Origin of the sequence: Arthrobacter luteolus NBRC 107841 (assembly GCF_001552075.1) — a bacterium.
Classification (GTDB): Bacteria; Actinomycetota; Actinomycetes; order Actinomycetales; family Micrococcaceae; genus Arthrobacter_B; species Arthrobacter_B luteolus.
This window is the reverse complement of sequence record NZ_BCQM01000002.1, coordinates 472,718-499,698: the sequence shown is the minus strand read 5'-3', so window position 1 is coordinate 499,698 and position 26,981 is coordinate 472,718. Positions and strand designations below refer to the sequence as shown.

Here is a 26,981-nt window from a genome sequence, read left to right as displayed (position 1 = left end):
GTTCAGTTATGCGCGGTAGTAAACCGGGCCGGAGCCGACGTTCACGGACTGGATAACGGTCTGGTTGCCGTTCCAGCCACTGTGGATGGCCTGGCCGTCGCCGATGTAAATGGCGATGTGGGCAAAGCCCATGCCGCCGTCGGCGTAGTAAACCATGTCGCCGGGCTGGGGATCAGACACCGGGGTGCCGTAAGCGGCAAGCTGGGCCGGAGCCAGGTCGCCAACCGAGTGGCCGGCGGCGCGGAGAGCCACCTCAACCAGCACGGTGCAGTCCTGGGCAGCACCGAGCTGCGAGTAAGCCGCATTCACCATGGTCTGGCCAATGGCGGAGGTGCCGACGCTGGGAGCAGCCGGGGTGACCTGGGTGCTCAGCGTGCTGTATTCCGTGTAGGTTCCCGGATCCGTGTACGTCGCGGCCGCCGGAGCAGCTTCGACCACGGCTGCGGTTTCCACCGGCGTGTAGGCGGCGGCGGGCTGGATGTCAGCAGTGCCGGCGTAGGTGATGACGTCGCCGGGGTAGATGATCGAGGACATCGACAGGCCGTTGAGCGCGAAGATGCTGTCCAGGGAGACGCCGTAGGTGGCAGCAATCTGGCCCAGGGTGTCACCCGCGACCACGGTGTGCGTGGATGCGGTTTCCACGGCCGGAGCTTCGGCCACGGTGACTGCGGCGGGAGCTGCAGCAGGAGCTGCGGCAGCTGCGGCAGCCGCCGGGGCGGGATCGTTGGCTACAACGCCGGCCTGGGCCGGGGCGGCCATGCCGAACATGAGCCCGGAGCCGGCAACAACGGCTGCGGCGGTTCCGCCGAAGGTGCGTGCCTTTGCCGGTGAGACCTGGGCGATAGTCGTCCAGATGTTGGAATTTGAGCGGTGGCGTCCGCGGTTCTTATTGATAGACAAGGAATTACCTCTCCCAATACCTGCGAGGTGAGCTGTCGGATTCGGATGGGAGTCACCCGGCCGCCGGACTGAACCGGTCGGCTTAACCCCAAGGATTCAAAGGATCCAAAAAATTGGGTCCCCCGCCCCTGCCGTCGTATTGCAAAAGGGGACCTTGGCCAGCGGCAGAGTTAGGTAACAAGCCAAGGACGCCGCATCAGTATCGCGGCATGCCAAGGACACTACATGGAATAGAGATTGCATTGCAATTCGGTAACGACGCCGTGTTGCTGTTGTGTGTGGCCAGTCACTCTGGTAATGGGAAGTGTGCTTTCTTCTTTAGTCACAGCGGCCACATTGGACCGGCCGCGCGCTGCGGCCCGCGCTGCTGTTTGGAGACGGTCCATCCGGGGTGGGGACCGGGGATTTTTGCGGAACGCGGCGACGGATGCCGCAGAGCGGGAATACGCTGGAAGGGCCGAATATCCAGCGAAGGAGGGGCCATGAGTGAGCAAACCGGTGGCCGCGGAGCGCAGCTTCCCGTTCAGGACGTGGTGCGCGAGGTAGTGATCCCAGCCGGCGTCGCCGGGCCGGATCAGCTGGTCATGGATGTGCGCTGTTACGCCGTAGCTCAACCGGAGGGAATAGTGGTCATTGACACAGGCATGCCGGACGCAGACGCAGGTATTGCTGCCGCCGTCGAAGCTCTGGGCGGGGATTGGTCAGATGTCCGCGACATCGTGCTGACCCACCTGCATATGGACCATGTTGGCTCCCTTTTTGCCGTCGCCGAACGGGCACCACACGCCGCGATTTACGCCGGCGGGCCGGATTCCCCGGATATCCGCTCCCCGCGCCACGTAAGTCCCATCAGCGAAGGGGCCATGGTGCAGGAACTGGAAATCCTGGCCACCCCCGGCCATACGCCGGGGCATATCTCCCTGTTCCATGAGGGCACGGGAACGCTGTTTGTAGGGGATGCGGCCGGGTCATCGCATGGCCACGTGGTCCGGGGGCCCAGCGCATTTATGTCAGATGCCGGCCGGGCGGAGGAATCCCTGGAGCGGATTGCTGCCCTTGGGCCGGAACGCGTTCTCTTTGCACACGGCGCCGAGGTGGCCTCGCCTGCTGATGCGCTGGCGAGGATGATTGGCGGACCGCACTAACGCCGGACGCCGGCGGACACGTTCAGAGGCCCCGCCGGCACTGGCAGGGCAGACCCGAAAGAATTGCGCCAGCCCTGCCAAGCCGCATCCGCGGCGCGTACCATTCCGGATACCGGCTCATCTGCAACCGAGTAGAGCGAGGCAGTCATGGCAGGAAAATTTGAGGTTTACCAGGACAAGGCCGGCGGGTTCAGGTTCCGGCTTAAAGCGGGCAACGGGGAAGTCATTGCTTCCTCCTCGGAGAGCTATAAGTCCAAGGCGTCAGCATTGAAGGGCGTGGAATCGGTCCGCTCCAATGCGGGGGCCGACATCACGGACCTGACGTAGCTTCCGCTCCGCCCGCCGGTGCCTTAGGCCGTGTGGTGAACCACGCGAACCAGGCGCCGGCCGCCGTGGTTACGACGGCGGCCACCGGCAGCAGCACAGTTACCGGCGTGCCCCCGGACGCTGAAACGCCCACATAGAGCAGCCAGCACACCGCCAGGACCACGCCCGCAGCAACCGCGCTAAAGCGCCGTGACCTCCCTGCGTCCGCGCTGAGGAAGGACACCACGCTGGCCGGGCAGGCAAAGGATGCGCCCAGTGCCGCGCCGCCGATGAGCGTCCAGAGGATGTAGCTCCCGAGGTCCTGGGACTCCACGGTCGACGCGTAGTTAATCCGGAAGTTCAGGATGGCCAGGGCCATGCCCGCCAGGGCGCCGATCGGAATGAGGAGAAAGACAGACCTGCGGGCCCGCGCCGGGGTATTGCTCATGGTGCAACTCTATCGCCGGTCCCACATCGCCCAGCGCAGCAGCGAGTAGAGCAGCTGGGTGGCTCCGGGCATAAAGCCGGAACCATGGTGGTACACCGGATCCATGGTCGTCACCAGCAGACGGGCCGGCTGATTAACCTCGTCCACGTACAGCAGGGCCCCGCTGTCGGTTCCGTCTTCCTCCATCGTGACCAGCTGGCGTGCACCCTGGGGTGGGTGAAGCAGGCCGTGATGGTGCCAGTCGACTGCCCGGCGGGTGAAGAACTCCCACATCGGGTCCTCCGGCAGCCGCAGGCGGGTGCCGGTGTCGGTTCCCGTCCGCCAGGCCCAGAAAACAGTTGGCCGGAAGCTGTACCCGACCCCCGGCAGCCAGCTCTCGACGTTGTTCTCACCCAGTACGATCACCGTCTTTGTGTGATCCTGCAGCGCTTCGCGGATCGCCGGTTCGAAGCGTGCGCGCTGTCCGGCATGCAGCCGGTCACCAACCAGCACAACGTCAAGTTCCGCCAGGAAACCGGGATCGGAATCCGGCAGGTACACCGGCTCGATGCGGTAGGGCTGCAGGGCGGGATCTTCCAGGGTGCGCAGTGCGGGGAACGTGCCGCAGTGAAGCAGTCCGATGCGGGGGGTGCTCATGCAGGTACTTCCTTCGTGGAGCGGACATCGGAGGCAGCAGCGGAACCGGTCAGCCAGGCCACGAGGTTGGGGCCGATCCGGCGGCTGCTGTACCGCTCGTCGGTGAACCCTTCGAGGTCAAGGCCGCCATGGACCAGCACTTCGCCTGTGCCCAGCGGATAGGTGTAGTCCAGGGGAAGCGAATTGGGTCCGATGCCGGTGACCGCTTCACCGCCGTCCGGCAGCGGTGAGTGGTATCCGCGGCCGTAGAAACCCGCGACGCCGATGTCCTGCAGGCGCGCATGGGAGTGGGTCCCCGGGACACCGGTGCGGAAATGCAGGTCCCGGTGGTCAACGCCGTCCCACACCGGGTGCGCAGCCAAAGCGTGCGGGCGAAGATCCTGCGGACTGCGGTAATCCAGCTTGAGCCAGCGCGCCAGCCCGTCGATGAACGGCAGGACAACCTGGCCGTTGACCAGGATGCGGCCGCCGTCCCGGACGTATCCGCTCAGGTGCTCACGGTGCTGGTGGAGGAGGAGATGGTCGGCTGCACCGCTGATAATCAGGGCGGCGGAGGAGAGAATGGTCCGGCGTTTCGCCGGGTCGTTCAGGTCATAGGTGTCGGTGTCGCTGATGGCACCGCGCCAGCCGGGATCGCCGAGCCCGGGCATGGTGGTTGTACCGGTCAGGCGGATGATGGTCATGGATGGTCCTTTCGAGGGCCGGCGGTGCGCCCGCCGCGGCAGGTGGGGCCGAAGTCGGGAACAGCAATGGTGCGGTTCCCCGAGACGGTGCCCACGGTTGGGGTGCAGATGGGAAGCCCGTAAACCTCAGACAGCGCCGGACCGGTCAGGAGGTCTTCGACCGGTCCCCAGCGGGTGTCATGGCTGCCGACGAAGAGCAGGGCATTGCGGGAAACATGCAGTGCGTGATCGGGGTGATGGGTGGTCATGATGACTCCTATTCCGTCCGCGGCCAGTGCGGCCAGGACGGTGAGTACGCGCGACTGATTGCGCAGGTCAAGGGCCGACGCCGGTTCGTCCAGCACCAGCAGTTCGGAACCGGACGCAAGCGCACGGGCAATCAGCACCAGCTGGCGCTGCCCGCCGGAGAGCTCGGAGTAACGGCGGAGTGCCCAATCGGCTGCCCCCACGCGTTCCATGGCAGCGGTTGCCGCGCCGCGGTCATCACTGCGCGGTACCTGATAGGCGCGAAGGTGCCGGGTCCGGCCCATCAGCACCATGTCCTGAACGGTGAAGTCCGGGCCGGTTCCGTGGTCCTGGGGCACATAGCCAACCGCAGAAGCGGATTCCACTGTCCCCTCGACCGGTTTCAGCAGGCCGGAGAGGCACTTGAGCAGCGTGGTCTTGCCGCGTGCGTTGGGTCCCAGGATGGACAGGACCTCTCCGCGTTCCAGCGTGAAATCCAGCCCGCGGAACAGCCATGGCTGCAGCCGCGAGTACCGGAAGCCTGTGCCGGCTGCCTGCAGCAGCAGCTTGGCGTCTGCCGTGGGTTGGGCCGGAGGCGGGATCAGGGTCTTAGTTGCCATCGAACTGTGCTTTCTTCTGGGAGCGTGCAAGCAGTGCGACGAACACCGGCGCGCCAATAATTGCGGTGAGGATGCCCAGCGGAATCTCGCTGCTGGTGATCGAACGGCTCAGCGTGTCGATCAGGATCAGGTACGTGCCGCCCAGGAGCAGGGACACCGGCAGCAGTACCCGGTGGTCGGAGCCGACCCAGAGGCGGGCAAGGTGCGGGACCACCAGCCCTACCCACCCCACCGCTCCGGCGACGGCCACTGTTCCGGCTGTCATCAGGGCCACGGCGCACAGCAGCAGGATCCGGGAGCGCTGCGGGTTCACGCCCAGGGCCGCGGCGTCGTCATCCCCGAGGGAAAGCACATTGAGCCGCCAGCGCAGGGCCAGCACCACGAGCGCACCGATGCCGACCGGAACCAGGGCAATGAGCACCTTGCCGTAGCTGGCAGCTGCGATGGAACCCAGCAGCCAATGGACGATCGAGGGCAGATCGGAGTAGGGGTCGGCGATGTAGGTCATAAAGGAAACCAGCGCGTTGAAGAACGCCGCCACCACAATCCCGCCCAGGACAATCATCAGCACCCGCCCGCCCTGCCCGAGCCGGCCCAGGAAAAGCACGATCACCAGGGCGGCCAGGCCGAATCCGAAGGCCCCGGCCACCATCCAGGCACCGGAGAGCCCAAGGGTCAGGACCAGAACTCCGCCGAAGGAAGCACCCGAGGTGACGCCGATGATGTCCGGGCTGACCAGCGGGTTGCGGAAAAGTGCCTGCAGGCAGGCGCCGCCCAGCGCCAGGGCGCCGCCAACGAGGAACGCCAGCAGCACCCGGGGCAGCCGCACGTCCAGAATCACGGTGGCTTCCTGGTCGGTCCACGTACGCCGGACCAGATCCGCTCCGCCGGGCAGCAGCCCAGCCGTTTCGCCGGCGAGGACACGGAGGATCTCATTCGGAGGTACCCAGTAGCGGCCTGCGGCCATCGAGACCACAGCGACGGCGGCCAGCAGCAGGGCGCTGAGGAGCACCGGGTGCCGGCGGAAAAGGCTGCGGCGTCCGGGGGCTTCAGCCCGGGCACCGGCCGGGGCCACCGCCCGTTCCTCTACGCTCACCGTCAGGCTTCGAAGACGTTGTAGCCGGAGCTGTTCCGGTTCAGATCCAGGCGCAGCGCGGCATCTATCTGCGCTTCAGACACCTCATAGTTGTAGAGGTAGCGGATTTTCTCCCGCAGAGTTTCCCGCAGGGTGTGGCCGGTGAGCTGGGGGTGGTAGAGCTCGGCGGCCCACTGCCACATCAGCGGAGACTCGGCACAGGGCACCTCCCACCGGTAGCCTCCAAGCGGGGCCTTGTAGACGCGCCTGCTGCGCACGGCGGAGACGGTGGCCAGGGACTTGTCGGCGTACACGTCCGCGGGAGTGCGGGCATCGAAGCCGCCGAGGGTGATGACCTCCGGATCCCACTCGATCAGCTGTTCCGCACTGACGGTATTGTCCGTCGACACGTTGTCCGCAGCCATGTTCCGCCCGCCGGCCAGCTCCATCCAGTAGTGCATGTACGAGGATTTGTTGGACGCCGAATAGCCCTCCCCGGACTGGCCCAGGTGGACTACGCGCACCGGCTCCGCCACGGCTGACAGCTCAGCTTCCAGCCGGGCGATCTCGGAGTGCATCCACTCGGTGATCCCGGTTCCGCGTTCGGGCTTGCCCAGGATCGCGGCGAACAGGTGCACCCAGGTCTCGAGATGCTCCTGGGTCCCGTAGAGCAGGCAGACCGTCTTGAAGCCTGCGTTCTCCAGTGGTTCCACCAGGCCGTCGCCCTGATCAGCCCACTGGAACACGACGTCGGGCGCCAGATCGGTGATGGTCTCGATGTTGGGGGTGAAGCTGGAGGGCGCGATGGTGGTGGTGGATCTGGACTCCGGGAAGATTTCACCGAAGAGACCCTGCTGATTCGCCTGCAGGGTGGATTCGTTGATCCCGACGATCCGCTCATATCCGCCGTCGACCGCAGCGATCATGGACGGAGACGGGATGACGGTGGTGGCAATGCGCTGGACGGGAGCGTCGAAGGAGACCGTAACGCCGCGCATGTCGGTGACGGAGAAGGCCGCATCTGCGGATGTTCCCGCTCCGGTGTCCGCTACCGTGGCGCGGCTGGAGCAGCCGGCAAAGGTGAGCGCCAGCAGGCCGAGGCCTCCTGCGCCGAGCAGGCCGCGTCGGGAAAGGGATGGGGCGGGGGAGGGCAAAGGCAACGGAACTCCAGCATGCTTGTTTGGTTAGGCTCACCTAAGTGATTGAGATCCATATTAGCGAACATTTATGTGTGCTAATTGCCATCACGTCCCGGCCCTTTTTATGAATGACTCAGAATAACTGGTAGAGTCTTAGCAGAAGCCGCGCCAGCCGGATCTGCTCCACTCAAGGAGTTCAGTACGGCGGATCCCCTCTCAAGAGGTGGAATCGCGGCCCGGGTACTGCGCGCCGCACCCTTGCCGGCAGCGCATCGCCCTTCCCTATGACAGACACCGCAGCCTGTGCCGGCTCGCCCGGTGCTGCCGTTTTACCCCCAGGAGTTGCCCCTTGTTCAAGACCATGTTTGCCGAGACCGCCCGTACCGCCAGCCCGGCCGCAGCCCACACGCTGACTCCGGCCGCTCCGGGACCGGTCCGTCCCGCCAGTCCCTTTGGTGGGAACTACGTTGCAGTGTTTGACCGCGGCCAGGCACCAGCCGATGCCACCGGCGGGCACTACACCGCGGCCTTCGACGGTCCTGCCGGCGGCCGGAAGGCCGCGCCCGTTGACAGCTACGTGGCTGCTTTTGCCGCCGCCGGGCACCCGGCCCGCAGCCGCCGCGGCAGCTACACCGACGCCGAGCGCTAAACCGGCCACCCAGCCCCAGCTAGGATGAGAAGCCGGTAACCGGAGTCCACAGCAGGGAGCAGCATGGGTGCAATGGATGACCTGCTGGGCCCCCGGCAGATAGCGGAGCTCTGTGAATCGCTGGAGCGCGCCGCCCCGGACAGGGGATTTGATGCCCTGCTGGAAACCACCGCGCTCCTCGGCCCGCTGTCGCTGCGGGCGAGGACCGACCTCGCGGCGCACGCGCTCGTCGGGATCTTCCCGCAGTATTCCGCGGCCGCCGCCGCTTTCCGGACTGCCTTGCAGGATCCGGCCTTCAGTGGCTGGGCCATCTGGCCGGTTACGGAAGCGGCGGTCACGCTGGCCCTGACTCATGGAGACAGCCAGGCCTTCGATGACTGCCTTGACCTGCTCGCAGAACTCACGCCGCGCCTGACCAGTGAGTTTGCCATCCGCAGGCTCCTCAGTGCGGACCTGGACCGGGCTTTGGCCAGGATCCAGGCCTGGACGGCGGATCCCGATCCGCACGTGCGCAGGCTGGCCAGCGAGGGCACCCGGCCCTATCTGCCGTGGGCGGTCCGCGTGGCCGGGCTGACTGACCGTCCGGACGCCACCGTCCCGATCCTCGATTCCCTGCGCAGTGACCCCAGTGACTATGTGCGCCGATCGGTGGCCAACCACCTCAACGACCTGGCCAGGCACGCACCGGGAATGGTCCTCGCCCTGGCCTCCCGGTGGCAGGAAAGCGGTACCCCGGAAAGCGCCTGGATTATCCGCCGCGGATTACGGACCCTGGTGAAAAAGGCCAACCCTGATGCGCTGGCACTGATGGGCTTCCGCCCTGCTGACGTAGCCGTGGAGGGCCCGCACTCGGAGACGGTGCTGCTCACACTGCCCGCTGTGCTCAGCTTCGATTGTGTGCTGACGAACAGGTCCGCGGCTGCTGCCCGACTGGCCGTCGACTATGTAGTCCACTATGTGAAGGCCAGTGGTTCCACGGCACCTAAAGTCTTCAAGCTGGCCGTGCTGGATCTGGAACCCGGAGAGTCGCGCAGGCTGTCCGGACGGCATGCCTTCCATCAAATGACCACGCGCCGGCACTACGCGGGGCTTCATCATCTGGAACTCCAGGTCAACGGAGTCCGTCACGGACGGCTGGAATTCGACGTCAGCCTGTAGCGGCTGGCGTGGCGCAATCCCGAATGTGTCGCGGCGATGACGGTATTCCTGTGATGCGGCTTATATACTCTGACAAAAAGTTGGACGTAGTCCAGATTCCCCGGACTAGCCACGTACCGGAGCAGCGGTGCGCCTGGAGGCCCTGTTTGCTCCTGAACAGCAGAGGAGCAAAGCATGACAGCGACGGCGCCGGCGACGGACCAGCCCAGGCAGGACGATGGGTACTTTGGCCCGGACAGTGTCAGCTGGCGGGTCTATGCGGACCCGTCGGCGAAGCTTGGCGGAATCGCTGCCCTTCTGCTTCAGGCCTTGAATCCCAACATGATGAGGCTGTTCTCGGCGGTCAGCGTCACGGGCCAGGACGCTGCCGCACGCGGTGAGCGGACCGGACAGTACATTGACACCACCATTTTTGGTGACAAGGCACATGCGGACGCCGCAGCACGGTCCGTCCGCGGCATGCATAAACATGCCACCTGGCAGGACCCTGCCACCGGAGAAACGCTGCAGGCCGAAACCGAAGGCTGGATGGATTGGACGCACAACACGCTCGTCTACGCCATACTTCGCGCAGCCGAGGCCTTCGGGCCCAAGCTCACGCCGGGTGAGCAGGACCAGTTCGTCCTGGAGCAGCACATTTCCGCCGAGCTCGTGGGGATCGACCCTGCCCGGCTGCCCGCCACCCGTGCCGCCCTGGAGGAGTACATCGACGGCCAGCGGCACTGGATGGCACTGTGCCTGCCGGCAGCGGAGGTCAGCCAGGCAATCCGCAAGCCGTCGCTGAAAGGAAATCCGGTGAAGGTCTGGACCGGGATCATCATCCAGGACGGAATCCTTTCCCTGCTGCCTGACTGGGCACTTCTGCTGTACGGAGTGGCGGGACGCCCCATGAACTTGCGCAGTGCCGCCAAGACCACAAAAGGCATGATGGCCGCGGCACGCCGCAACCACGCCTATGAAAATGTCATCACCGAGCTGACGACCAAAGTGGATACTCATCCATACCGCAAGGTCCGCAACCGGGCCACGGCCTGAGCATGGCGAACTTCCCGATGCTGGACAAGCAGGTCCAGGCATCCGGCAAGGTGCTGCCCGCCAATCTGCGCTTCCGTGCCCTGGTGCCGGGACTGCTGGGTGCAGGCTGGAGAACGCTGCGAACCGGCGGCTGGCGCCTGCTGGCACTTTACGCGGCAACGCAGGCGCTCCTGCTGGTGCTGTTCTCACCGCTGATCCGCTGGATGTTCACCGAGGCTTTGGCGGCGGCGGGCCTGCATGCCGTGGATTCCGCCGCGCTGGCTTCCATCCTTGGCAACGGTGTTTCGGCAGCGTGGATCGCAGGGCTGTGCGTCCTGGCCGTCCTGGGGGTGTGTGTTCAGCTCACACTTCTGGTCCTGGCTGCGGCTAGGGTCCGCGCGGGCCTGAGCCTGAAACCTGCGGCCCTGGCACGGGAGCTTGTTCCGGTCCTGCGCCGGCTGCCCAGCCCGGGGTCACTTCCCCTGGTCTGGTACCTTTTCCTGGTCCTGCCGCTGGCTCAGGCCGGATTCTTCTCGGTCTTGACGCACTCCATCGCCGTACCCAACTTCATTTCCGGGGAACTGCTGAAGTCGACGCCGGGAGTCATCGCCTACGTTGTGTTCCTGTTGGTCATCGGGACACTCGGCACCCGCTTCGCCGCCGCGCTGCCGATCTTCGCGCTCGGAAAGGTCTCCGGCGGCCGGGCCATGCGGCTGAGCTGGCGGGTGACCCACCGGACTGATCCAGCCCTTCTGGTGGCCGGAGCGGCCGCGGTGGCCGCCGCGTTCTTCGCCGGTGCGCTGCTGGTGGCTGCGGCACTGCTGCCGACACTGGCTGCTGACCTGGCGGCACCCGGCCTGGCCGCCGTGACAGCCGCCTTCGCGCTGGGGGCTGCCCAGGTGGGCGGTGTGGTCATCGCCGGCAGTTTGGTGATGTTCCTGGCCGCCATGCTCATTGAGCTGGCAGTCCGGAGCCTCCCGGTGCTGCCGGCGGACCTGGTGCTGTCCTGCGGCGCTGAGCGGGACGGGACGTTTGCCGCCGGTGAGGGGACTGCCCGGACGATTCCTGCGGATGGTCCGCTGCCTGCGGCGAAAGCCGCCACCCGCCGGTCCCGGCGCGGTGGGATCCTGGTAACCGCCGCCGTCGTTGTCCCGGTCCTGGTCCTGGGCGGGTTGAATATCCAGCTGATGGAAGGCCTGCGCCAGGTACCGCAGACCCTGGTGCTGGCCCACCGCGGTTTCAGCGACGGCGGCGTGGAAAACACAGTTTCCGGCCTGAAGGCCGCTGCCGATGCCGGCGCGGACCTGGTTGAAATGGATGTGATGCAAACCGCCGACGGCGGATTCGCAGTGATGCACGACGCTTCACTCAGCCGGCTGGCCGGCCGCGGCGAGTCCGTCAAGGACCTCACGCTGGCAGAGCTCACCGCCATTACCGTGCATGATCAGCAGGGGCACCAGGACACCATCCCCTCCTTGGAGGAGTACATCCGTGCCGCACAGGAGTTTGGCCAGCCGCTGCTGATCGAGCTCAAGATGCACGGAGGGGAGACGGAGGACTACGTACCCAGGCTGGTGGCGGACCTCGAGTCACTGGATGCTCTGCAGGGCAACATCTACCACTCGCTGGACAAGGACAAAGCGGAGGAGCTGAAGCGGCTGCGGCCGGGACTGTATGTGGGGTTGACCATGGCGGTAGCCGGGGTTGCCGCGCCGGAGACAACGGCTGACTTCATTGTGGTCGAGGAAGCGTCCTATACGGACGCTGTGCGGAAGTCTGCCTGGAACAAGGGCAAGGAAATCTACGTCTGGACCGTCAACGGCACGGGCAGCATCCGGAACATGCTCCGCGACAATGTGGACGGCATCATTACGGACCATCCGGACACGGCATTGCGGGACCGGGGCGCCATGGGCCCGGAGGAGTTCATGAGCACCAAGCTCTACGACGCCGTCATGCGGTTTGTGCTGATTTTCTAGCCAGGCCGGCCTAGGCCAGGGACATAAACAGTTTTTCCATTTCCTTGCGGTCCAGCGCCGGATCGTCGCTGGTGAGGCACTGCTCAAGACCGGAGGCGATGATGGCGAAGCCGGCCCGGTCGATTGCCTTTGAGACAGCGGAGAGCTGCGTGACGATGTCCTTGCAGTCCCGGCCTTCCTCCAGCATGCGGGTCACGGCAGCCAGCTGCCCCTGGGCACGCTTGAGCCGGTTGATGATCGGAGCTGTGTCGTCCGTGTCGAGCTGCATGTTTTATCTCCCGTGATCTTGAATGAACATCTTATACCCCTAAGGGTAATTTGCATACCCTGGGGGGTATCGTTCAGGATGGTTCACATGCCGGGAAGACCCGGTTCCATTTTCCAAAGGGAGAACAATCATGTGCCGGCCAGTTCAATGCAGAAGCTGCGGAAAAACCACCTGGGCGGGGTGCGGAAACCATGTCCAGGAGGTGATGCGGAACGTCGCCAAGCCCGACCGCTGCAGCTGCGACCGGAATGCTCCCGCACCAAAGGGCGGCGGCTGGCTGGCCAGGCTCTTTGCCAGGCCCTAAAGCACGACGCCGTCGGGAAGGTCCGGAGCCTCGAACTTCTGGCGTTCGCACTCGGCTTCGAGGGCCGGATAGGCCTGGGCGATCAGGTCCAGAATGCGGTTCCGGACCACGAGGTAGGCCTCACCGACACCGACCACCCCCTTGAAATCCTTCAGCTCCTCCTCATAGGAGGTCTGCTTGTGCCGCAGATAGTTGACCGTCAGGCGGTCGAGCCGGGAACGGGTGGTGCGCGGTCCGGCAGGGGACTGGCTCCGGCGCAGCCGGGAGTTGTAGTGCTCGATGGCTTTTCGCTGAACCTCGTCCCAGGACTCCGGTGCGATGCGCAGCTCCAGGGCCTCGGCGACGGCAACCGCCTGTTTCTTCTTCTCCAGGGCCCGGCCGCGTGCTGCGAGCTGGCGTTTCCGTGACGCCTCGCGGGCACGCCGGAACTCGTCTGTTCCTTCCACCGTTTCCACCCGTTCCAGCGCGTACAGCTTCATGGGTGCGGCCTTGCGGGAGAACGGGTTGCGGGCCGTTTTATCCGGTTCAGGCAGAAAGGCCTTGATCTGGGTCTCGGTCCAGCCGCGTTCCTTTTTGAGGTCCGCAGCGATCAGGAAACCCTCGCTGTTGGCGGGCTTGGGGCGGGGAGGGTGGTGCTTTCCTCGGGACATTGGGAACTTCCGGTGGAGCGGGCGGGGCGTCCACCAGTCTAGTGAACCGGCGGCGCACCCCGTCCTGGCAGAGTGCGCCGCCGCCGTTCCCGGCCGGTCCCGCCGGTCAGGAACCCCCGTAGGACCGGGGCAGTTTCAGGCCGCGTTCCTCCATCACCAGCCGCAGCCGGGTTGGGTAGTCGGTGATGATTCCGTCCACTCCCAGATCGATCAGATAGTTCATCACGGCCGGCTGGTTCACCGTCCAGGGCACAATCTCCAAGCCCAGTTCGTGCGCTTCAGCCACCATCTGCCGCGTCACGCTGGTGTACACCGGTGAGATCACGTCGTACCCCTGCGCGGCCGCGGCCTTCACCACGGATCCGTCATAGTCGTCTATATCGATTCCGCCCAGGATGGCAGCGGCGCCGGGCTGGCCGATTTCGAGTGTTTCCGGTCCGGCGGCGAGCGCCACCCGGGGCAGCCGCGGTGCGATCCGTCCGGCCAGGTTCAACGCGGACCAGTCGAAGGACTGGAGGGTCACCCGGTCCGACATTCCCGAGTTGCGGATCTCCCGGATAACCGCGCGGGTCAAGGCCTCCATTCCCGGACCCCCGGCCTGCCCGTCCTCGACCTTGGTTTCGATATTGAACCCCACGCCGCGGGCGCGCACCTCGCGGACCAGGGCGAATACGTCCTTCAGCTCCGCGATCCGGTTGCCCTCAACCACCTGCTGCTCAGGATATCCGGGCAGCTGCTGGTAACCGCAGTCGAGGGTCTTCAGCTGGGCCAGCGTCAGGGCCGCCACCCGGTCCCCGACATAGGGGAAGTCCGGGTCCCCGGACGCAGCCGGTGCGGTATCACGGCATTTCTCCGGCTGGATGGTGTCGTCATGCCAGACAACGACGGCGCCGTCGCGGCTCAGATGGGTGTCCAGTTCCAGCGTGTTGACGCCGAGTGCCAGCGAGTGCCGGAATGCGGTGAGTGACTCCTCCGTGTATTCACCGCGGCCGCCGCGGTGGGACTGCAGGTCAATGGTGGAGCGTTCAGCACCGGCACGCATCTGTGCCACCATCACGTCGAAGATGTGCGTGTCCTCGTAGAACCCGCCCAGCTGCTCCGATCCCGGTCCCATGGCCGTCAGCGGCACATCGAGGGCAGTGTGTCCGTCGGTGGTCCAGTCAACGGCGAAGACCTGGTCCGAATTGGCCACCGGCAGCGGTCCGTCCTCGGCCGAGATACCGTCGCCTGACTCATCACCGTCATCATCAAAGGACTCGATCGTCATCCCGCCGGTCTGGTGGTCTCCGACGACGATCAGCAGTGTGTTCCCGTCCGCTTCAGCGAAGCCGCGGGCCACCGCCACTGATTCTTCGAAGGCGATGCCGGACTTGATGGTCAGCTCGGCGTCGTTTACGTGGGACATGGAATCGATGCCTTCGTCTTCAACCATCAGGAAGAATCCGGCTTCCTGCCCGCCGCCGTTACTGCCGCCGCCGCCTCCGTGGCCGCCGTGCCGGGACTCTGCCGCTGCCGGGGACGTCAGCAGTTCAAGTGCCTTCCGGGTCATGGCAGGCAAGGGAACTGCCGGTTCGTAGATCTCCTCCACGTCGTCGCCATACTGGAACATTTCCTCATTGGCGAACAGGCCCAGCACCTTCGGTCCCTGGGCCTGCAGCAGGCCTGCCTCGTCCCAGACATACTCATAACCGTCAGCCTGGGCCTGCTCCACGAGGTTGACGGTTCCGGAACTTTCCTCCGCCGGATCCTCCGGTGGGTTATCCGGATGCCTGCCCGGGTCTCCGGCCGGGTACCAATGGTCCTCGCCGCCGCCCAGGATAACGTCCGGCCGGCTCGACTCCAGGAACTGGCGGGCAATCTCGCTCTGCTCCCCGCGGTCGGCCACGTGCGCTCCGAAAGCAGCCGGGGTAGCGTCCGTCACCTGCGCCGTGGTCACCAGCCCGGTGGACTTTCCCAGGGCAGCTGCAATCTCAAGCGCGGTTGGTACCGGCTGGCCGTTTAGATCGACGCCAATCGCCCCGTTGTAGGTCTTCACACCGGTGGACATGGTGGTGGCGGCTGCTGCCGAGTCGGTGACAAAGGTCCCCGGATCCGCCGAGTTGGTGTGGACCAGTCCCAGCTCCGGAAGGGAATCCATCACCAGTTCCCCGGTGAGGCCAACGTGGGAGAGCCGGATGGCGTTGCGCTGTGCCGTGCCCATTCCGTCGCCGACCATCAGAATGACGTTACGGGCCGTGGCAGGCACCGGTTTGTCCTTGTCCTTTCGGTGCCCTGCAGCCTCCAGCTGCGTTTCACCGGAAGCCCCGCCGCTCTGGTTTCCGGACTGTGTTCCGGCTGTGGACATACTTCCGCTGCAGCCCGAAAGGACCAGCCCGCCCAGTATCGCCGTCGTTACTGCCAGTGTTCCCTTGTTCATTTGTGGAATCCCGTCTCAGAGTGCGCGAGTGATAACGCATTCCCCCCTGGTCAAGTGGGTCCACCCTCGACAAGCCAGTCTGGGCTGTCAACCCGTGGCGGCGATCCCTCCGGCGGGCAGCGGATAATTCCGCGGCCGGGCCGGCGCCACCCGGCTACTCAAAACGCGACGGATCCCCGGTGCCGCGCCGGACCACTTCAGCGGTGCCGGAGGAGTAATCGATAACGGTGGTTGGCTCGGCACCGCAGGGTCCCGCGTCAACAACGGCGTCCACTTCATGCTCCAGCCTGTCCTGGATTTCCCACCCCTCGGTCAGCGCCTCCTCCTGGCCCGGCAGGAGCAGGGTGCTGGAAAGGAGCGGTTCGCCAAGATCAGCCAGGATCGCCTGGACCACTTTGGAATCCGGAATCCGGACCCCCACAGTCTTCTTCTTCGGGTGCAGAAGGCGTTTGGGCACCTCTTTGGTGGCAGGCAGGATGAACGTGTAGCTGCCCGGGGTGACGGCCTTAATGGCCCGGAAGACATCGTTATCCAGCTGGACGAACTGTCCCAGCTGCGCAAAATCGCGGCAGACGAGAGTGAAGTGGTGCTTGGCATCGAGGTTGCGGATGCTGCGGATCCGGTCCAGGGCTTCCCGGTTTCCGATCTGGGCGCCCAGGGCATAGCAGGAATCCGTCGGGTAGGCGATCAGACCGCCGCCGCGGAGCAGCGCGGTGATCTGGCTGACCGTTCTGGGCTGGGGATTATCCGGGTGAACATCGAAATAGCGGGCCATGTCCCGAGCATACGCGGACACTCCCGCCAACCGGTGTAACCTGCCGGCCGCGGCTCGATGGATCCGTGCACCTTCCCCTTCGGGCCTGATACTTTCCGGGTATGGATGCACAGAGCAGAAGAATGCCGGCGGCGGGAACGCCAGGGTCGGAGGAGCGCTATTCACGGGCGGAGAAAGTGCTGATCGGCCTGGAACTGGGCACCGGAGCTGCGGCACTGGGCTCCGGGCTGCTGCTGGTCCTGCGGCCGGACGGTGCGTTCCTGCACGCGGATCCCGCGGTGCTGCGGCGCACCCCGTTTGCGGACTGGCGGGTGCCCGGCCTGCTTTTGGCCGCAGGCTGCGGCGGCGGATACCTGCTGGCCGGAATTCTTCAGCTGCGCCGCCACCGCGCAGCCAGGGCAGTGTCCGTAGCTGCCGGGGCATCCCTCGTTGCACTTGAAACCTGGGAAGCCGCGGTGGTGGAGTTCCAGCCGCTGGAAGCAGTTTTTGCCGGGGTCGGGGGCGCCGTCGTTGCCTTGGCCCTGCGGGGACCGGCACCGCAGAGAGGACTGCCGGCCCGGGATTGATGGTGCCGCCGCCCCCTGGCCCCCCCGGGCGCCAGGCCAGGGCCCCTGCTAAGGGTTGCGGCCCCGGCTTAGCCGCCGGAGTCAGCCAGCGGAACCAGGTGCGCTGATGCTGACCATCCAGCTGGTGCCGAACCGGTCCGCGAGCATACCGAACATATCTCCCCAGGGGGCCTGTTCGAGCGGCAGAACCATCGTCCCGCCGTCGAGCAGCCGGTCCCAGTAACCCCGCAGCTCAGCTCCGTCGTCGCCGCTGAGCGAGATGGAGTAACTGCTGCCCTGGTCCAGTTCCATGCTGTTCGGTGTATCGGAGGCCATCAGGACGAATCCACTGTCAGTGGTCAGCTGCGAGTGCATCACTTTCTCACTCTCAGCCGGGTCATCGCTGGCATTCATCTCCGCGAAGGACGTGCTTTCCAGCGTTCCGCCGAAGACGCTCTGGTAAAAGGCCATGGCTTCAGCGGCGTTGTCCCGGAAGCTCAGGTAGGGGTTCATGGTGCTGGACATAGCGCAGTCCCTTCGATCACGGATCAGGACGGATGCTGGATCGCAGCCGATTGGCAAAGAGTATGCCGGGTGAGCCGGGCCCAGCGGAAGGGGATACCCAAACTCCGCAGAAGGGATCCTGACGCCGGAAGCAATAGACGGCGGAAAGGGGACCAGCCGGACGTAACGTGGAGAGGTTGGGTTAGGGAACCTAACCACCAGATGAGTGATTCGGAGTACCTATTGCCCAGGACCGGCCCCCTCCGCGGAGACGGAGACAGGGACAGCAGCACCCCGCTGTGGACTCAGGCATTCAGCCTGGCGGTTGCCGTGAACTTCTTTATTGCACTGGTGTTCTACCTCCTGATGACCACGATGGCCCTCTACGCGGCCGGACGTTTCCAGGCCTCCGACACAGCAGCCGGCCTGGCTGCCGGTTCCTTTGTCCTTGGCGGCCTGGCGGCGCGGATCTTCGCCGGAAAATTCCTGGATTTCATCGGCCGCCGGAGAATGCTCCTGATCGGCCTGCTGGGCTACACCGCCGCGGCCGTGCTGTACATCCCCGCCGGCAGCCTGGGCGTGCTGATCCTGATCCGGTTCCTGCACGGAGCGGCTTTCGGCATGGCCAGCACGGCAATCTCCGCCTCGGTCATGACGCTGATCCCGGTCCGCCGCCGGGCCGAGGGCACCGGCTATTTCAGTATTTCCAATACTCTCGCCACGGCCGCCGGCCCCTTCCTGGCCCTGCTCATCGTGGAACGTGCGGATTACAACGTCCTCTTTGCCGTCAGCGCTGCCTGCGCCGGCGCTGCCCTGCTGGTGGCGCTGCTGCTCAAGCTTCCGGAGCGGACCGTCACGGCCTATGAAAGGGCCGCCAAGTGGCGCATGCGGCCACGCGACGTGCTCGAACCGCAGGCGGCCGCGGTCGCTTCGGTGATGCTGGTCGGCGGGGTGGCGTATTCCGGCATCCTGACGTTCCTGAACTCCTATGCCCAGGAACGGAACCTCGTGCCGGCAGCATCAGCGTTCTTCCTCATCTACGCCGCGGTTGTGCTCCTGTCCCGGTTTGTTGTGGGGCGGGTGCAGGACACCTATGGGGACAACGCCGTCGTTTACCCCATTCTGGCCTCCTTCACCGTCGGCATGGCGCTGCTGGCCTGGGCACCCAACGGTGCCGTCCTGGCCCTGGCCGGCGGTTTCGTTGGCCTGGGCTTCGGCGCGCTGATGCCTACGGCGCAGGCCATCGCGGTCACCGTGGCGCCGGACCACCGGATCGGAATCGCCACGTCGACTTTTTTCCTGATGCTCGACGTCGGCATCGGGTTTGGTCCGTTCCTGCTCGGCCTGCTTGTCCCCGTCACCGGCTTGCCGGGTATGTACGCCGTCCTCGCGTGCCTCGTCGCCGCGTCCATGATCCTGTACCACTTCGTCCACGGCCGGCGGCGGACCGGAGGGAGCAGCGGGCAGCCCATACGCTGACAGGTGGAGGGTCCCGGGGTAGCCTGCCTGCATGGCGGCTAAAGCGACAACCATTTCCGTGCCGGGGCCCAACGGCGTCCGCGAGGTCAGGATTTCCAGCCCGGACCGGGTGCTCTGGCCGGAACTGGGCTTCACCAAGCTGGACCTGGCCGAATACATCCGCGCCGTGGGGCAGGCCTTTGTCGCGGCGAACGGTGACCGGCCGCTGTCCCTGCAGCGGTTTCCGGGCGGCATCGACGGGGAACAGTTCTTCTCGAAGAATCCTCCCAAAGGCGCACCTGACTATGTGCGGGACGTGATGGTGGTTTATCCCAGTGCCCGCTCACATCCGCAGCTGGTCATCGACGAACCCGCCGCCGCCGTCTGGGCCGTGCAGATGAACACCGTGGTGTTCCACCCGTGGCCCTCCCGGGCCGAAAATTCGGACAACCCCGACCAGCTGCGCATCGACCTGGACCCGCAGCCGGGGACGGGTTTCGACGACGCCGTCCCGGCGGCGCTGGCGCTGCGGGACGTGCTGGCAGAGGCCGGGCTCACCGCCTTCATCAAGACCTCCGGGAACCGTGGCCTGCACGTGTTCGCTCCGATCGAGCCGGTGCGCGAGTTCCAGGACGTGCGGCACGCCGTCATCGCCGCCGCCCGGGAACTGGAACGCCGGATGCCGAAGGAAGTGACGACGTCGTGGTGGAAAGAAGAGCGCGGCAAGAAAGTCTTCGTTGATTTCAACCAGGCCAACCGTGACCGCACGATGGCGGGAGCCTACAGCCCGCGGGCCCTGCCGCACGCCCCGGTGTCCACGCCGATCAGCTGGGACGAAATCGAAACCGTTGATCCCCGGGCCTTCACGGTCCAGACCGTGCCGGCACGGCTGGCGGAAAGCGGCGATCCGTGGGCGGACTTCGGCGCAGATCCGGGGTCAATCAGTGCCCTGCTCGACTGGTGGCAGCGGGACCTGGACTCCGGGCTGGGTGAGCTGCCCTTCCCTCCGGACTATCCGAAAATGCCCGGTGAACCGCCCCGGGTACAGCCCAGCCGGCGAAAAATGGAGTAGGAGAACCCTCAGGAATACCCCAGTGTGTGCAGGGTCACAGTCAGCTTTGGGAAGCGGATGGAGAACCGCGGTGTTGGTAAAGGTGGAATCTTCAACCGATAGAAAGTTGTTCTCCCATGACCAATGGCACCACCCAGGCCCAGGACGAGTTCGTCGTCGACAGCGCCGCCCTCGACACGCTCTTCCTGGAAGCGCGTACGGCGAACACGTTCAGCAGCGAGCCCGTCACCGACGAGCAGATGCGCGCGATTTACGAACTCACCAAAATGGGTCCCACATCGATGAACATCCAGCCGATGCGCATCACCTGGGTACGTTCGGCTGAGGCCCGCGAGCGCCTCGTGAAGCACATGGCAGACGGCAACAAGGACAAGACCGCCAGCGCTCCGCTGGTCGCTGTCCTGAGCTTCGACACCGACTGGCACGAAGGTTTCCCCACGTTCTTCCCGCACGCTGCCGAGCGCAAGGCAATGTTCGACGGCAACGAAGAACTCCGCACCGTGATGGGTAACAACAACGCCCACATGCAGGCTGCCTACTTCATCATGGCCGTGCGCTCCGTCGGCCTGGCCGCCGGACCCATGGGCGCCTTTGACGCCGCGGGCATCGACGCCGAGTTCCACGCCGGCACCACCCAGCGCACCTTCCAGGTAGTCAACATCGGCAAGCCGGGCGAGAACCCGTGGTTCGACCGCCTGCCGCGCTACGACTACGACGCCGTCACGGCGACCGTCTAAGCGGACCCACAGCACGACGCACTGCAGGGCCGGCCCGGTTTCGGGCCGGCCCTGCAGCGTTCCCAGCAGGCTCAGGGTTCTGTCCGGTACACCTCCCCGCCGCGCCGCAGGTCCTTCCGCCTGATCCCCGTCCGGTGGGACGATGTCAGGGGCCGGTGAGGGCAGGGGATATGGCGACCATTTCTGTAGTGATTCCGGCACGGAACGACGCCGCCTTCCTGGCCGGCTGCCTCACGGCGCTGGCCGGACAGACCCGGCCGCCCGATGAAACGATCGTGGTGGACAACGCCTCCACGGACGGGACCGCGGCAGTTTGCGCGGCGGCCGGCGTGCGCCGGGTCGTTGAGCTGCTGCCGGGCGTGTCACCCGCCACGGCCTGTGGATTCGACGCCGCCAGCGGAGACATCCTTGCCCGCCTCGACGCGGATTCCAGGCCGCCCGCAGATTGGCTTGAGCGGCTGGAACGCCTGGTGGAGGGAGTGGGTCCCCTCACCGCGGTGACCGGCCCGGGCGACTTCTACGGCAGCAACCGGCTCACGCGCTGGTTCGCGGAGAACATCTACATCGACGGGTACCGCTGGTCCATGTCCTGGCTGCTGGGCCATCCGCCGCTCTTCGGCTCCAACTTCGCTATCCGTGCGCAGATGTGGAAACGCCTGCGGGAAAGGATGCACCGCTCGAGTGAACGGATCCATGACGATCTGGACCTGAGCTACCAGATCACCCCCGATATGGCCGTCCTCTGGGACGGAACACTGCGGGTGGGTGTCTCCACGCGTCCGCTGGAACACTGGAGTGCGGTGGGCCGCCGGCTCTCCATGGCCTGGACTACCTACCGCACCGACTTTCAGCAGGAACTGCCTTGGCGGCGGCTGCGGGCCCGCCGCGGCTGGCAGGCCCGGAACGGTCCGCCGGGCCTGGGGGTCTAGCCGTTAGACCTGGCCGGGTGCTCCACCCGTCCCCGCATACAGCGCCAGCAGGTCCCGGGCCAGCTGATGGGGTGCGTTTTCGCACGGGCTGTGGCCGCCGCGGTAGACGGTCAGCTGGGCGCCGATGGCGGACGCGAAGGCCGCGTGGATCCGGTTCGGCCACACATCACGCTCTCCAACCGCCACCAGCTTGGGCAGGGTGGAGCCGGCAATCCGGGCCCGGAGATCCGGGACATGCCGCATCAGTCCCATGATGTCCCGGACTGACTTGCGCCGGGTGAGGGCAAAACGCTGGTGGACAAACACCATCCGCTCCGCCGGAACGCGCGCGAAGTTCCGGCGGACGCCCCAGACGACCAAGCCGGCGCTGACCCGCCCCGATGCCAGCGGACTGAACCTTCCCACCACGCTGACGGACCGGAAAGACAGTCCGGGCTCCGGCGGTGCGCTCATCAGGGTGAGGGAGCGGTACAGCTCCGGCCGCCGGAGCAGGGCAAGCTGGGCGACGACGCCGGCAAACGAATAGCCCAACACGTGGGCAGGAGCGTCCAATGTCTGCAGGACCGCCAGCAGGTCCTCCACGAAGAGGTCATAGTCGTACCTCCTGCGCGCCGGGGAGAGGTTTTCCGGTCCAGCCGCAGCAGATTCATACTGACCGGCAAGATCGTAGGACAGGACGTAGTATCCCTGGGCAGCAAGCAACGGCATCACCAGCGAAAAATCCTCTTTGGAACCCATGACCCCCGGTACCAGGACCACGGCAGGGCTGCCCGGTTCCCCCATCGACAGACCCGCCAGCATTCCGCTGGGAGCAGGAAGCTGGAGCCGGGCGGACCCTTCCGGCGGGACCGACCAGTCGATCTGCACCAGCCGTGCGTCGAGGACGGCCGCTGGTGGGGGAGCGGCCCCGCTGGGCACGCCGTTCTCCGGCACATCCCGGCCGGGACCATCCGGAGGGGGCATACCTTACGATAACCAGCGCCGGGCCTGCGCGAAGCGTCCCCGGTCTCTTTACAGCCACAGATCGGGAAGATCAGAATGTCTGCATGTAGCCGGGCGCCCAGTTGCCCGGTGCCCGTTGGCGCAGGAGGCAGCCATGAAGACGCCAGGCGTTTCCCCGGATCCGGACCGGGCGCTGAAAGAGCGGCACAGGAAACTCTGGGCCCTGGGGAACTACGGGGCGGTCGCCGGGGAAGTGATACCCGGCCTTGGCGCGGCGCTGGTCGAGGAGGCCGGAATCGGTCCCGGTGACTATGTGCTGGACGTCGCAGCGGGGACCGGCAATGCGGCAATTCCTGCGGCGAAGGCCGGAGCCTCCGTTGTGGCGGTTGACCTGACACCGGAACTCCTGCAGGCCGGAAAGGATGCTTCCGGCGGCCGGATGGACCTGGAATGGGTTGAAGGTGACGCCGAAAACCTGCCCTTCGAGGACGGCGTGTTTGACGCGGTGATCTCCTGCGTCGGGGTGATGTTTGCCCCAAACCACGTGAAATCCGCGGCTGAGCTGTCCCGGGTCTGCAAGCCGGGAGGTACGGTGGCGCTGCTGAATTGGACTCCGGAGGGGTTTATCGGGGAAATGTTCGGGATCATGCGTGATTACCAGCCCACCCCGCCGCCCGGGGCCTCCAGCCCGCCGATGTGGGGCAGTGAGGACTACATCGGGGCACTCCTCGACGGCCTGGTGGACGGCGTGGCAACGCAGCGGGCCACGGTGACCGTGGACCGGTTTACCGAACCTGACCACTTCCGGGATTTCTTCAAAGCCAACTACGGACCCACCATGGGCGTCTACCGCGGACTGGGCGGGGACGCGGAACGGACCGCCGCACTCGACCGGGAACTCTCCGGGCTGGCGGAACGGCATGCCCGGACAACCGATGCCGGTATCGAAATGGACTGGGAATATCTGCTTCTGCGGGGCACCGGGCGGGGCGGTACGTAAACCCCGCAGCCAGCGGATTCAAGCAGCCCCCGGGGCAGGGATAGAATTGGCGCGAAGCCCTGCCAACCCCACACCAGGAGGCAACCTTGCCCCGGAAACGCCGGCCGAACAAATACGTTTACCGCACGATCGTCCTGGCAGGCGTCGCCGCGGTGAAGCTGTTCCGCATCAAAGTCATCCCCTCCGGTCTGGAGAACCTTCCCTCAGACGAAGTGATCCGCGGGCTGAACCGTGAGGTGGCGCCGGGCAGGGGTGCGGTGGTCGCGGTAACGCACTTCGGTTACCTGGACTTCGTTTTCGCCGAGTATCTGCTCTGGAAGCAGCTTCGCGTCCACATGCGCTTCCTCGTCACGAAAAAAGCCGCCCGCAAGAAATTCGTGGCTGCCGTGTGTGACTGGTGTGAGCATGTGGTGGTGGACAGGTCCAACGGGGCTGCCGCCTACACCGAATCGGTGGAGAAACTGCACCGCGGCGACTACCTGGCAGTGCTCCCGGAGGCCGGCGTCAGCCGGAGTTTCGCCGTCCGGCAGCTCAAGACCGGTGCCGTGCGCATGGCCGCCGAGGCGGATGTGCCGATCATTCCCGTGTCCGTCTGGGGTGGCCACCGGATGCTGACCCGCGGCCACGGCCTCAGCCTGAAGGCGGTCTGGAAAACGCCGGTGCGGATTCACATCGGCGCGCCGGTCAACGTTGACCCCTCGGCGTCCGTGCAGGAGGAAACAACCCGGCTGCAGGAGATACTGCAGGCGGGCATCGACGAGTGCATCGATACCTATCCCGAACAGCCGCCTGCCGGGGCGTGGTGGATGCCCGTCAGCCGCGGCGGTTCTGCCATGACGCCGGAGGAGCAGGTGGCCCTGGATGAAGCAGACCGGGCCAAATACAAGATCACCGGCTAGGGAACCGCGCGGATGAGCGACACCGCCGGCAGCGGGACAGCCGGACCGCTTCGTTCCCGGCTGGCCGACGGACGCGAGCTGCTGTACTTCTTTGACGCCGGGAACCATCCGCGGCCGGGACCGTCCCCGGCGGACACCAGGAATCTTCCGCCACGCCCCGCAGCCCCGGAACTGCGCCGGGACCCGCTCCTCGGTGACTGGGTGTCCTACGCCACCCACCGCCAGTCACGCACGCACCTTCCACCGGCGGCTGAGTGCCCGCTTTGCCCCTCCGGGCCGGAACACGCCACGGAGATCCCAGCGCGGGGCTACGACGTCGCCGTGTTCGAGAACCGTTTTCCCTCCTTTGGCCCCGGAACCGGCGAGAGGCAGCTGCCACCGGTCCCCGGCCAGGCGGCGCCCGCCGGCGGGCGCTGTGAGGTCATCGCCTTCTCAGCGGATCACAGCACCTCTTTTCCGGGGCTGTCCCGCGAACGGGTGCGGACCGTCATCCGGGCCTGGACCCAGCGCACGGCCGAGCTTTCCACGCTCCCGGGCGTTGAACAGGTGTTCATCTTCGAAAACCGGGGCGCTGAGATCGGCGTAACCCTGCACCACCCGCACGGACAGATCTACGCGTACCCGTACGTCACGCCCCGGACGCTGACGCACCTGGACTCCGCCGCCCGGTTCCAGGAAGAGACCGGAGGGGACCTGTTCGCGTCCCTGCTGGCCAACGAAACCGCGGACGGACGCCGCATCGTCAGCCGGGGCAGGCACTGGACCGCTTATGTGCCCTTCGCCGCCCGGATGCCCGTCGAGGTGCACGTTGTTCCGCACCGGCCGGTCCCGGACCTGCCGTCCGTCACCGACGCTGAGCGGGAAGAGCTTTCCGGCCTGTACCTGGACCTGCTGCGCCGGGTCGAGTCCCTGTATCCCACCCCCACGCCCTACATCGCTGCCTGGTACCAGGCCCCGGCCGTCCATCCGGCGCGCGGAGCCTATCGCCTGCACCTGCAGCTGACGTCTCCGCGGCGGGCGGAGAACAAACTGAAGTACCTCGCCGGGTCGGAGGCCGCCATGGGCGCGTTCATCGGTGATGTGCTGCCCGAACAGACAGCCGAACGGCTCCGCTCCGTCCTGCCGCCGTTCGTCCCGGATACCGGGACCGGCAGCGAATCCAGTGCCAGTGGCGAAACCAGTGCCATCAGCGATACCGGGACCGGAGCGTTTCCAGGAAGCCGGCAGCCAGCTGGGCCCAACCCCCGGGCCGGACAGGAGGAACCGGTATGAGCGGCGAAGCACGGAGTGTGGAAGATGCCTTTGCGGCAACCTACGGAGCACCGCCGTCGGGCGTATGGTCGGCGCCGGGACGGGTCAACCTGATCGGTGAGCACACGGACTACAACCTGGGCCTGGTCTTCCCGCTGGCGATCGACCGGCGCGCGCGGGTGGCTGCGGCGCCGCGGAGCGACGGACGGCTGCGGCTGGCCACTACCGGGAACGGGCAGCCGGCGGACATCCGGATCGAAGACCTTGCCCCGGGAAAGCTGGCGGGGTGGAGCCGCTACGCGGCCGGGGTCCACTGGGCCTTCGGGCTGCGCGGGACCGCCGTTCCGGGGATGGACATCCTGCTGGACTCCGATGTTCCCGTGGGGGCCGGGCTATCCTCTTCCGCCGCCGTCGAATGTGCCGTGGCGCTGGCCGTCAACGATCTTTCCGGCGCGCAGCTGCCGCCGGAGGAACTGGTGCTGCTGTGCCAGCAGGCAGAGAACGATTTTGCCGGGGCTCCCACGGGCATCCTCGATCAGTCGGCGTCGCTGCTCTGTACGGCCGGCCACGGCCTGTTCCTGGATTGCCGGTCCCGCGAAGGCCGCCTAGTGCCGCTGAATTTCGCAGCCGAGGGCATGCTTTTGCTGGTGATCGATACGAAGGTCAGCCATGCCCATGACTCCGGCGGTTATGCCGACCGGCGGCGGGACTGCGAAAGAGCCGCGGAGCAACTGGGTCTGGAGTCCCTGCGTGAGATCGGTCTCCCTGAACTTGTGCTCGCAGCCGGGCAGCTGGACCACCAGGCCTACCGCAGGGCGCGGCACGTCGTGAGTGAGAATGCCCGCGTGCAATCCGTGGTTGGGCACCTGGAAAACGGAAAGCCGGTGGCGAAACTTGGACCGGTGCTGGCCTCCAGCCACGAATCCCTGCGTGATGACTTCGAGGTCTCCTGCCCGGAACTTGATCTGGCGGTGGAAGCCTCCCTGGCTGCCGGCGCCGCCGGCGCCAGGATGACCGGCGGAGGGTTCGGCGGATCCACCATCGCCCTGGTGCGCGTTGCCGACGCAGAACGCGTGGAGCGGTCAGTGGTGAGGGCGTTCGGCAATGCGGGGTATGCGGCACCCGAGGTCTTCGCCGTGGCACCGGGCTCCGGTGCGGCCCGCGATCCCCTCCTGACCGGTCCTCCGCACACCGGAAAATCCTGACTCCTCCATCGGTCCGGCCGGCACCCGGCCCGGGATGGAAAGAAAGGCT

29 protein-coding genes and 1 riboswitch are annotated in these 26,981 nt (G+C 66.1%); of the genes, 16 read left to right on the top strand and 13 right to left on the bottom strand.

From position 1 onward, the window contains the following. Nucleotides 1-6: 6 nt before the first annotated feature. On the bottom strand, nucleotides 7-900 hold the full coding sequence (locus tag AL3_RS06285) for a LysM peptidoglycan-binding domain-containing protein (protein ID WP_066298135.1): 894 nt from the start codon (nucleotides 898-900) through the stop codon (nucleotides 7-9). A 3-nt stretch (nucleotides 901-903) separates the two neighbouring features. Next, a riboswitch (cyclic di-AMP (ydaO/yuaA leader) is annotated at nucleotides 904-1,077 on the bottom strand. Between the two features lie 305 nt (nucleotides 1,078-1,382). Here AL3_RS06285 and AL3_RS06280 point away from each other — a divergent pair. Together AL3_RS06280 and AL3_RS06275 are read left to right on the top strand one after the other, a co-directional pair. Next, the gene (locus tag AL3_RS06280; protein ID WP_066298127.1) at nucleotides 1,383-2,045 is read left to right on the top strand and encodes an MBL fold metallo-hydrolase; all 663 of its coding nucleotides are present in this window, start codon (nucleotides 1,383-1,385) and stop codon (nucleotides 2,043-2,045) included. A gap of 147 nt (nucleotides 2,046-2,192) precedes the next feature. Next, nucleotides 2,193-2,372 (top strand): YegP family protein, encoded by a 180-nt coding sequence (locus tag AL3_RS06275; RefSeq protein ID WP_066298126.1) that lies wholly within the window; start codon nucleotides 2,193-2,195, stop codon nucleotides 2,370-2,372. Here the strand turns inward: AL3_RS06275 and AL3_RS06270 are convergent. Genes AL3_RS06270 through AL3_RS06245 form a run of 6 tightly spaced genes read right to left on the bottom strand, consistent with a single transcriptional unit; the run spans nucleotide 2,356 to nucleotide 7,192 of the window. Continuing rightward, a complete protein-coding gene (locus AL3_RS06270) occupies nucleotides 2,356-2,799 on the bottom strand; it encodes a hypothetical protein (protein WP_066298125.1) in 444 nt (147 codons plus the stop codon). The genes AL3_RS06275 and AL3_RS06270 overlap by 17 nt on opposite strands. Nucleotides 2,800-2,808: 9 nt before the next feature. After that, nucleotides 2,809-3,435 (bottom strand): hypothetical protein, encoded by a 627-nt coding sequence (locus tag AL3_RS06265; protein ID WP_066298122.1) that lies wholly within the window; start codon nucleotides 3,433-3,435, stop codon nucleotides 2,809-2,811. Next, the gene (locus AL3_RS06260; RefSeq protein WP_066298118.1) at nucleotides 3,432-4,118 is read right to left on the bottom strand and encodes a hypothetical protein; all 687 of its coding nucleotides are present in this window, start codon (nucleotides 4,116-4,118) and stop codon (nucleotides 3,432-3,434) included. The genes AL3_RS06265 and AL3_RS06260 overlap by 4 nt, the downstream gene beginning before the upstream one ends. Next, the gene (locus AL3_RS06255) at nucleotides 4,115-4,963 is read right to left on the bottom strand and encodes an ABC transporter ATP-binding protein (protein ID WP_066298116.1); all 849 of its coding nucleotides are present in this window, start codon (nucleotides 4,961-4,963) and stop codon (nucleotides 4,115-4,117) included. The genes AL3_RS06260 and AL3_RS06255 overlap by 4 nt, the downstream gene beginning before the upstream one ends. After that, a complete protein-coding gene (locus tag AL3_RS06250; RefSeq protein ID WP_246168551.1) occupies nucleotides 4,953-6,059 on the bottom strand; it encodes a FecCD family ABC transporter permease in 1,107 nt (368 codons plus the stop codon). The genes AL3_RS06255 and AL3_RS06250 overlap by 11 nt, the downstream gene beginning before the upstream one ends. A 2-nt stretch (nucleotides 6,060-6,061) precedes the next feature. Then, entirely contained in the window at nucleotides 6,062-7,192 is a 1,131-nt protein-coding gene (locus tag AL3_RS06245) for an ABC transporter substrate-binding protein (RefSeq protein ID WP_066298112.1), read from the bottom strand. 334 nt (nucleotides 7,193-7,526) lie between these two features. Between AL3_RS06245 and AL3_RS06240 the strand changes: the two genes are divergently transcribed. The 4 genes from AL3_RS06240 to AL3_RS06225 all read left to right on the top strand — a co-directional run bounded on the left by AL3_RS06240 (nucleotide 7,527) and on the right by AL3_RS06225 (nucleotide 11,977). Beyond that, the gene (locus AL3_RS06240) at nucleotides 7,527-7,826 is read left to right on the top strand and encodes a hypothetical protein (protein ID WP_066298111.1); all 300 of its coding nucleotides are present in this window, start codon (nucleotides 7,527-7,529) and stop codon (nucleotides 7,824-7,826) included. A gap of 63 nt (nucleotides 7,827-7,889) precedes the next feature. Beyond that, nucleotides 7,890-8,984 carry a DNA alkylation repair protein gene (locus tag AL3_RS06235; RefSeq protein ID WP_066298108.1) on the top strand — a complete coding sequence of 365 codons (1,095 nt, stop codon included), beginning with the start codon at nucleotides 7,890-7,892 and terminating at the stop codon, nucleotides 8,982-8,984. A 174-nt stretch (nucleotides 8,985-9,158) separates the two neighbouring features. Next, nucleotides 9,159-10,019, top strand: coding sequence for an oxygenase MpaB family protein (locus AL3_RS06230; protein WP_066298106.1), 861 nt, complete (start codon nucleotides 9,159-9,161; stop codon nucleotides 10,017-10,019). 2 nt (nucleotides 10,020-10,021) lie between these two features. Further along, on the top strand, nucleotides 10,022-11,977 hold the full coding sequence (locus tag AL3_RS06225; RefSeq protein WP_066298104.1) for a glycerophosphodiester phosphodiesterase: 1,956 nt from the start codon (nucleotides 10,022-10,024) through the stop codon (nucleotides 11,975-11,977). A 10-nt stretch (nucleotides 11,978-11,987) separates the two neighbouring features. Here AL3_RS06225 and AL3_RS06220 read toward each other — a convergent pair whose 3' ends face one another. After that, entirely contained in the window at nucleotides 11,988-12,245 is a 258-nt protein-coding gene (locus AL3_RS06220; RefSeq protein WP_066298099.1) for a metal-sensitive transcriptional regulator, read from the bottom strand. A 130-nt stretch (nucleotides 12,246-12,375) separates the two neighbouring features. Here AL3_RS06220 and AL3_RS19165 point away from each other — a divergent pair, with 130 nt between their 5' ends. Beyond that, a complete protein-coding gene (locus AL3_RS19165) occupies nucleotides 12,376-12,549 on the top strand; it encodes a DUF8730 family Cys-rich protein (RefSeq protein ID WP_502685928.1) in 174 nt (57 codons plus the stop codon). Here the strand turns inward: AL3_RS19165 and AL3_RS06215 are convergent. The 3 genes from AL3_RS06215 to AL3_RS06205 form a co-directional block, all read right to left on the bottom strand. After that, nucleotides 12,546-13,199, bottom strand: coding sequence for a hypothetical protein (locus AL3_RS06215; RefSeq protein ID WP_066298097.1), 654 nt, complete (start codon nucleotides 13,197-13,199; stop codon nucleotides 12,546-12,548). The genes AL3_RS19165 and AL3_RS06215 overlap by 4 nt on opposite strands. A 106-nt stretch (nucleotides 13,200-13,305) precedes the next feature. Continuing rightward, nucleotides 13,306-15,615 (bottom strand): alkaline phosphatase, encoded by a 2,310-nt coding sequence (locus tag AL3_RS18780; protein WP_205054108.1) that lies wholly within the window; start codon nucleotides 15,613-15,615, stop codon nucleotides 13,306-13,308. A gap of 154 nt (nucleotides 15,616-15,769) precedes the next feature. Next, the gene (locus AL3_RS06205) at nucleotides 15,770-16,390 is read right to left on the bottom strand and encodes an L-threonylcarbamoyladenylate synthase (protein ID WP_066298093.1); all 621 of its coding nucleotides are present in this window, start codon (nucleotides 16,388-16,390) and stop codon (nucleotides 15,770-15,772) included. A 122-nt stretch (nucleotides 16,391-16,512) separates the two neighbouring features. Between AL3_RS06205 and AL3_RS06200 the strand changes: the two genes are divergently transcribed. After that, complete coding sequence (locus AL3_RS06200; protein WP_157075242.1) at nucleotides 16,513-16,956, top strand: hypothetical protein; 444 nt, start codon at nucleotides 16,513-16,515, stop codon at nucleotides 16,954-16,956. An 81-nt stretch (nucleotides 16,957-17,037) separates the two neighbouring features. Here the strand turns inward: AL3_RS06200 and AL3_RS06195 are convergent, their stop codons facing one another. Continuing rightward, nucleotides 17,038-17,460, bottom strand: coding sequence for a VOC family protein (locus AL3_RS06195; RefSeq protein WP_066298088.1), 423 nt, complete (start codon nucleotides 17,458-17,460; stop codon nucleotides 17,038-17,040). Between the two features lie 309 nt (nucleotides 17,461-17,769). On the opposite strand from AL3_RS06195, the gene AL3_RS06190 reads away from it, so the two are divergent. The 4 genes from AL3_RS06190 (at nucleotide 17,770) to AL3_RS06175 (ending at nucleotide 21,635) form a co-directional block, all read left to right on the top strand. Continuing rightward, a complete protein-coding gene (locus AL3_RS06190; RefSeq protein ID WP_246168552.1) occupies nucleotides 17,770-18,918 on the top strand; it encodes an MFS transporter in 1,149 nt (382 codons plus the stop codon). A gap of 31 nt (nucleotides 18,919-18,949) precedes the next feature. Beyond that, a complete protein-coding gene (gene ligD, locus AL3_RS06185) occupies nucleotides 18,950-19,969 on the top strand; it encodes a non-homologous end-joining DNA ligase (RefSeq protein ID WP_066298086.1) in 1,020 nt (339 codons plus the stop codon). Nucleotides 19,970-20,085: 116 nt separating this feature from the next. Beyond that, entirely contained in the window at nucleotides 20,086-20,706 is a 621-nt protein-coding gene (locus AL3_RS06180; protein WP_066298081.1) for a malonic semialdehyde reductase, read from the top strand. A 170-nt stretch (nucleotides 20,707-20,876) separates the two neighbouring features. Further along, a complete protein-coding gene (locus tag AL3_RS06175; RefSeq protein WP_066298080.1) occupies nucleotides 20,877-21,635 on the top strand; it encodes a glycosyltransferase family 2 protein in 759 nt (252 codons plus the stop codon). Between the two features lie 3 nt (nucleotides 21,636-21,638). Here AL3_RS06175 and AL3_RS06170 read toward each other — a convergent pair whose 3' ends face one another. Then, nucleotides 21,639-22,598, bottom strand: coding sequence for an alpha/beta fold hydrolase (locus AL3_RS06170; RefSeq protein ID WP_083521495.1), 960 nt, complete (start codon nucleotides 22,596-22,598; stop codon nucleotides 21,639-21,641). Between the two features lie 133 nt (nucleotides 22,599-22,731). Between AL3_RS06170 and AL3_RS06165 the strand changes: the two genes are divergently transcribed. The 4 genes from AL3_RS06165 to galK all read left to right on the top strand — a co-directional run bounded on the left by AL3_RS06165 (nucleotide 22,732) and on the right by galK (nucleotide 26,932). Beyond that, nucleotides 22,732-23,577, top strand: coding sequence for a class I SAM-dependent methyltransferase (locus tag AL3_RS06165; protein ID WP_066298078.1), 846 nt, complete (start codon nucleotides 22,732-22,734; stop codon nucleotides 23,575-23,577). A gap of 86 nt (nucleotides 23,578-23,663) precedes the next feature. Next, nucleotides 23,664-24,476, top strand: a complete 813-nt coding sequence (locus tag AL3_RS06160) for a lysophospholipid acyltransferase family protein (RefSeq protein WP_066298076.1) — start codon at nucleotides 23,664-23,666, stop codon at nucleotides 24,474-24,476. A 12-nt stretch (nucleotides 24,477-24,488) separates the two neighbouring features. Beyond that, nucleotides 24,489-25,748 (top strand): galactose-1-phosphate uridylyltransferase, encoded by a 1,260-nt coding sequence (gene galT, locus AL3_RS06155; RefSeq protein ID WP_083521494.1) that lies wholly within the window; start codon nucleotides 24,489-24,491, stop codon nucleotides 25,746-25,748. Further along, nucleotides 25,745-26,932, top strand: a complete 1,188-nt coding sequence (gene galK, locus AL3_RS06150) for a galactokinase (protein WP_066298074.1) — start codon at nucleotides 25,745-25,747, stop codon at nucleotides 26,930-26,932. The genes galT and galK overlap by 4 nt, the downstream gene beginning before the upstream one ends. The last annotated feature ends 49 nt before the right edge of the window (nucleotides 26,933-26,981 follow it).

Bases quoted from the DNA above. Each gene is read 5' to 3' on its own strand.
- AL3_RS06280 (WP_066298127.1), top strand. From the start codon at position 1,383: ATGAGTGAGCAAACCGGTGGCCGCGGAGCGCAGCTTCCCGTTCAGGAC.
- AL3_RS06275 (WP_066298126.1), top strand. From the start codon at position 2,193: ATGGCAGGAAAATTTGAGGTTTACCAGGACAAGGCCGGCGGGTTCAGG.
- AL3_RS06270 (WP_066298125.1), bottom strand. From the start codon at position 2,799: ATGAGCAATACCCCGGCGCGGGCCCGCAGGTCTGTCTTTCTCCTCATT.
- AL3_RS06265 (WP_066298122.1), bottom strand. From the start codon at position 3,435: ATGAGCACCCCCCGCATCGGACTGCTTCACTGCGGCACGTTCCCCGCA.
- AL3_RS06260 (WP_066298118.1), bottom strand. From the start codon at position 4,118: ATGACCATCATCCGCCTGACCGGTACAACCACCATGCCCGGGCTCGGC.
- AL3_RS06255 (WP_066298116.1), bottom strand. From the start codon at position 4,963: ATGGCAACTAAGACCCTGATCCCGCCTCCGGCCCAACCCACGGCAGAC.
- AL3_RS06235 (WP_066298108.1), top strand. From the start codon at position 7,890: ATGGGTGCAATGGATGACCTGCTGGGCCCCCGGCAGATAGCGGAGCTC.
- AL3_RS06230 (WP_066298106.1), top strand. From the start codon at position 9,159: ATGACAGCGACGGCGCCGGCGACGGACCAGCCCAGGCAGGACGATGGG.
- AL3_RS06225 (WP_066298104.1), top strand. From the start codon at position 10,022: ATGGCGAACTTCCCGATGCTGGACAAGCAGGTCCAGGCATCCGGCAAG.
- AL3_RS06220 (WP_066298099.1), bottom strand. From the start codon at position 12,245: ATGCAGCTCGACACGGACGACACAGCTCCGATCATCAACCGGCTCAAG.
- AL3_RS19165 (WP_502685928.1), top strand. From the start codon at position 12,376: ATGTGCCGGCCAGTTCAATGCAGAAGCTGCGGAAAAACCACCTGGGCG.
- AL3_RS06215 (WP_066298097.1), bottom strand. From the start codon at position 13,199: ATGTCCCGAGGAAAGCACCACCCTCCCCGCCCCAAGCCCGCCAACAGC.
- AL3_RS18780 (WP_205054108.1), bottom strand. From the start codon at position 15,615: ATGAACAAGGGAACACTGGCAGTAACGACGGCGATACTGGGCGGGCTG.
- AL3_RS06205 (WP_066298093.1), bottom strand. From the start codon at position 16,390: ATGGCCCGCTATTTCGATGTTCACCCGGATAATCCCCAGCCCAGAACG.
- AL3_RS06200 (WP_157075242.1), top strand. From the start codon at position 16,513: ATGCCGGCGGCGGGAACGCCAGGGTCGGAGGAGCGCTATTCACGGGCG.
- AL3_RS06195 (WP_066298088.1), bottom strand. From the start codon at position 17,460: ATGTCCAGCACCATGAACCCCTACCTGAGCTTCCGGGACAACGCCGCT.
- ligD (WP_066298086.1), top strand. From the start codon at position 18,950: ATGGCGGCTAAAGCGACAACCATTTCCGTGCCGGGGCCCAACGGCGTC.
- AL3_RS06180 (WP_066298081.1), top strand. From the start codon at position 20,086: ATGACCAATGGCACCACCCAGGCCCAGGACGAGTTCGTCGTCGACAGC.
- AL3_RS06175 (WP_066298080.1), top strand. From the start codon at position 20,877: ATGGCGACCATTTCTGTAGTGATTCCGGCACGGAACGACGCCGCCTTC.
- AL3_RS06170 (WP_083521495.1), bottom strand. From the start codon at position 22,598: ATGCCCCCTCCGGATGGTCCCGGCCGGGATGTGCCGGAGAACGGCGTG.
- AL3_RS06165 (WP_066298078.1), top strand. From the start codon at position 22,732: ATGAAGACGCCAGGCGTTTCCCCGGATCCGGACCGGGCGCTGAAAGAG.
- galT (WP_083521494.1), top strand. From the start codon at position 24,489: ATGAGCGACACCGCCGGCAGCGGGACAGCCGGACCGCTTCGTTCCCGG.
- galK (WP_066298074.1), top strand. From the start codon at position 25,745: ATGAGCGGCGAAGCACGGAGTGTGGAAGATGCCTTTGCGGCAACCTAC.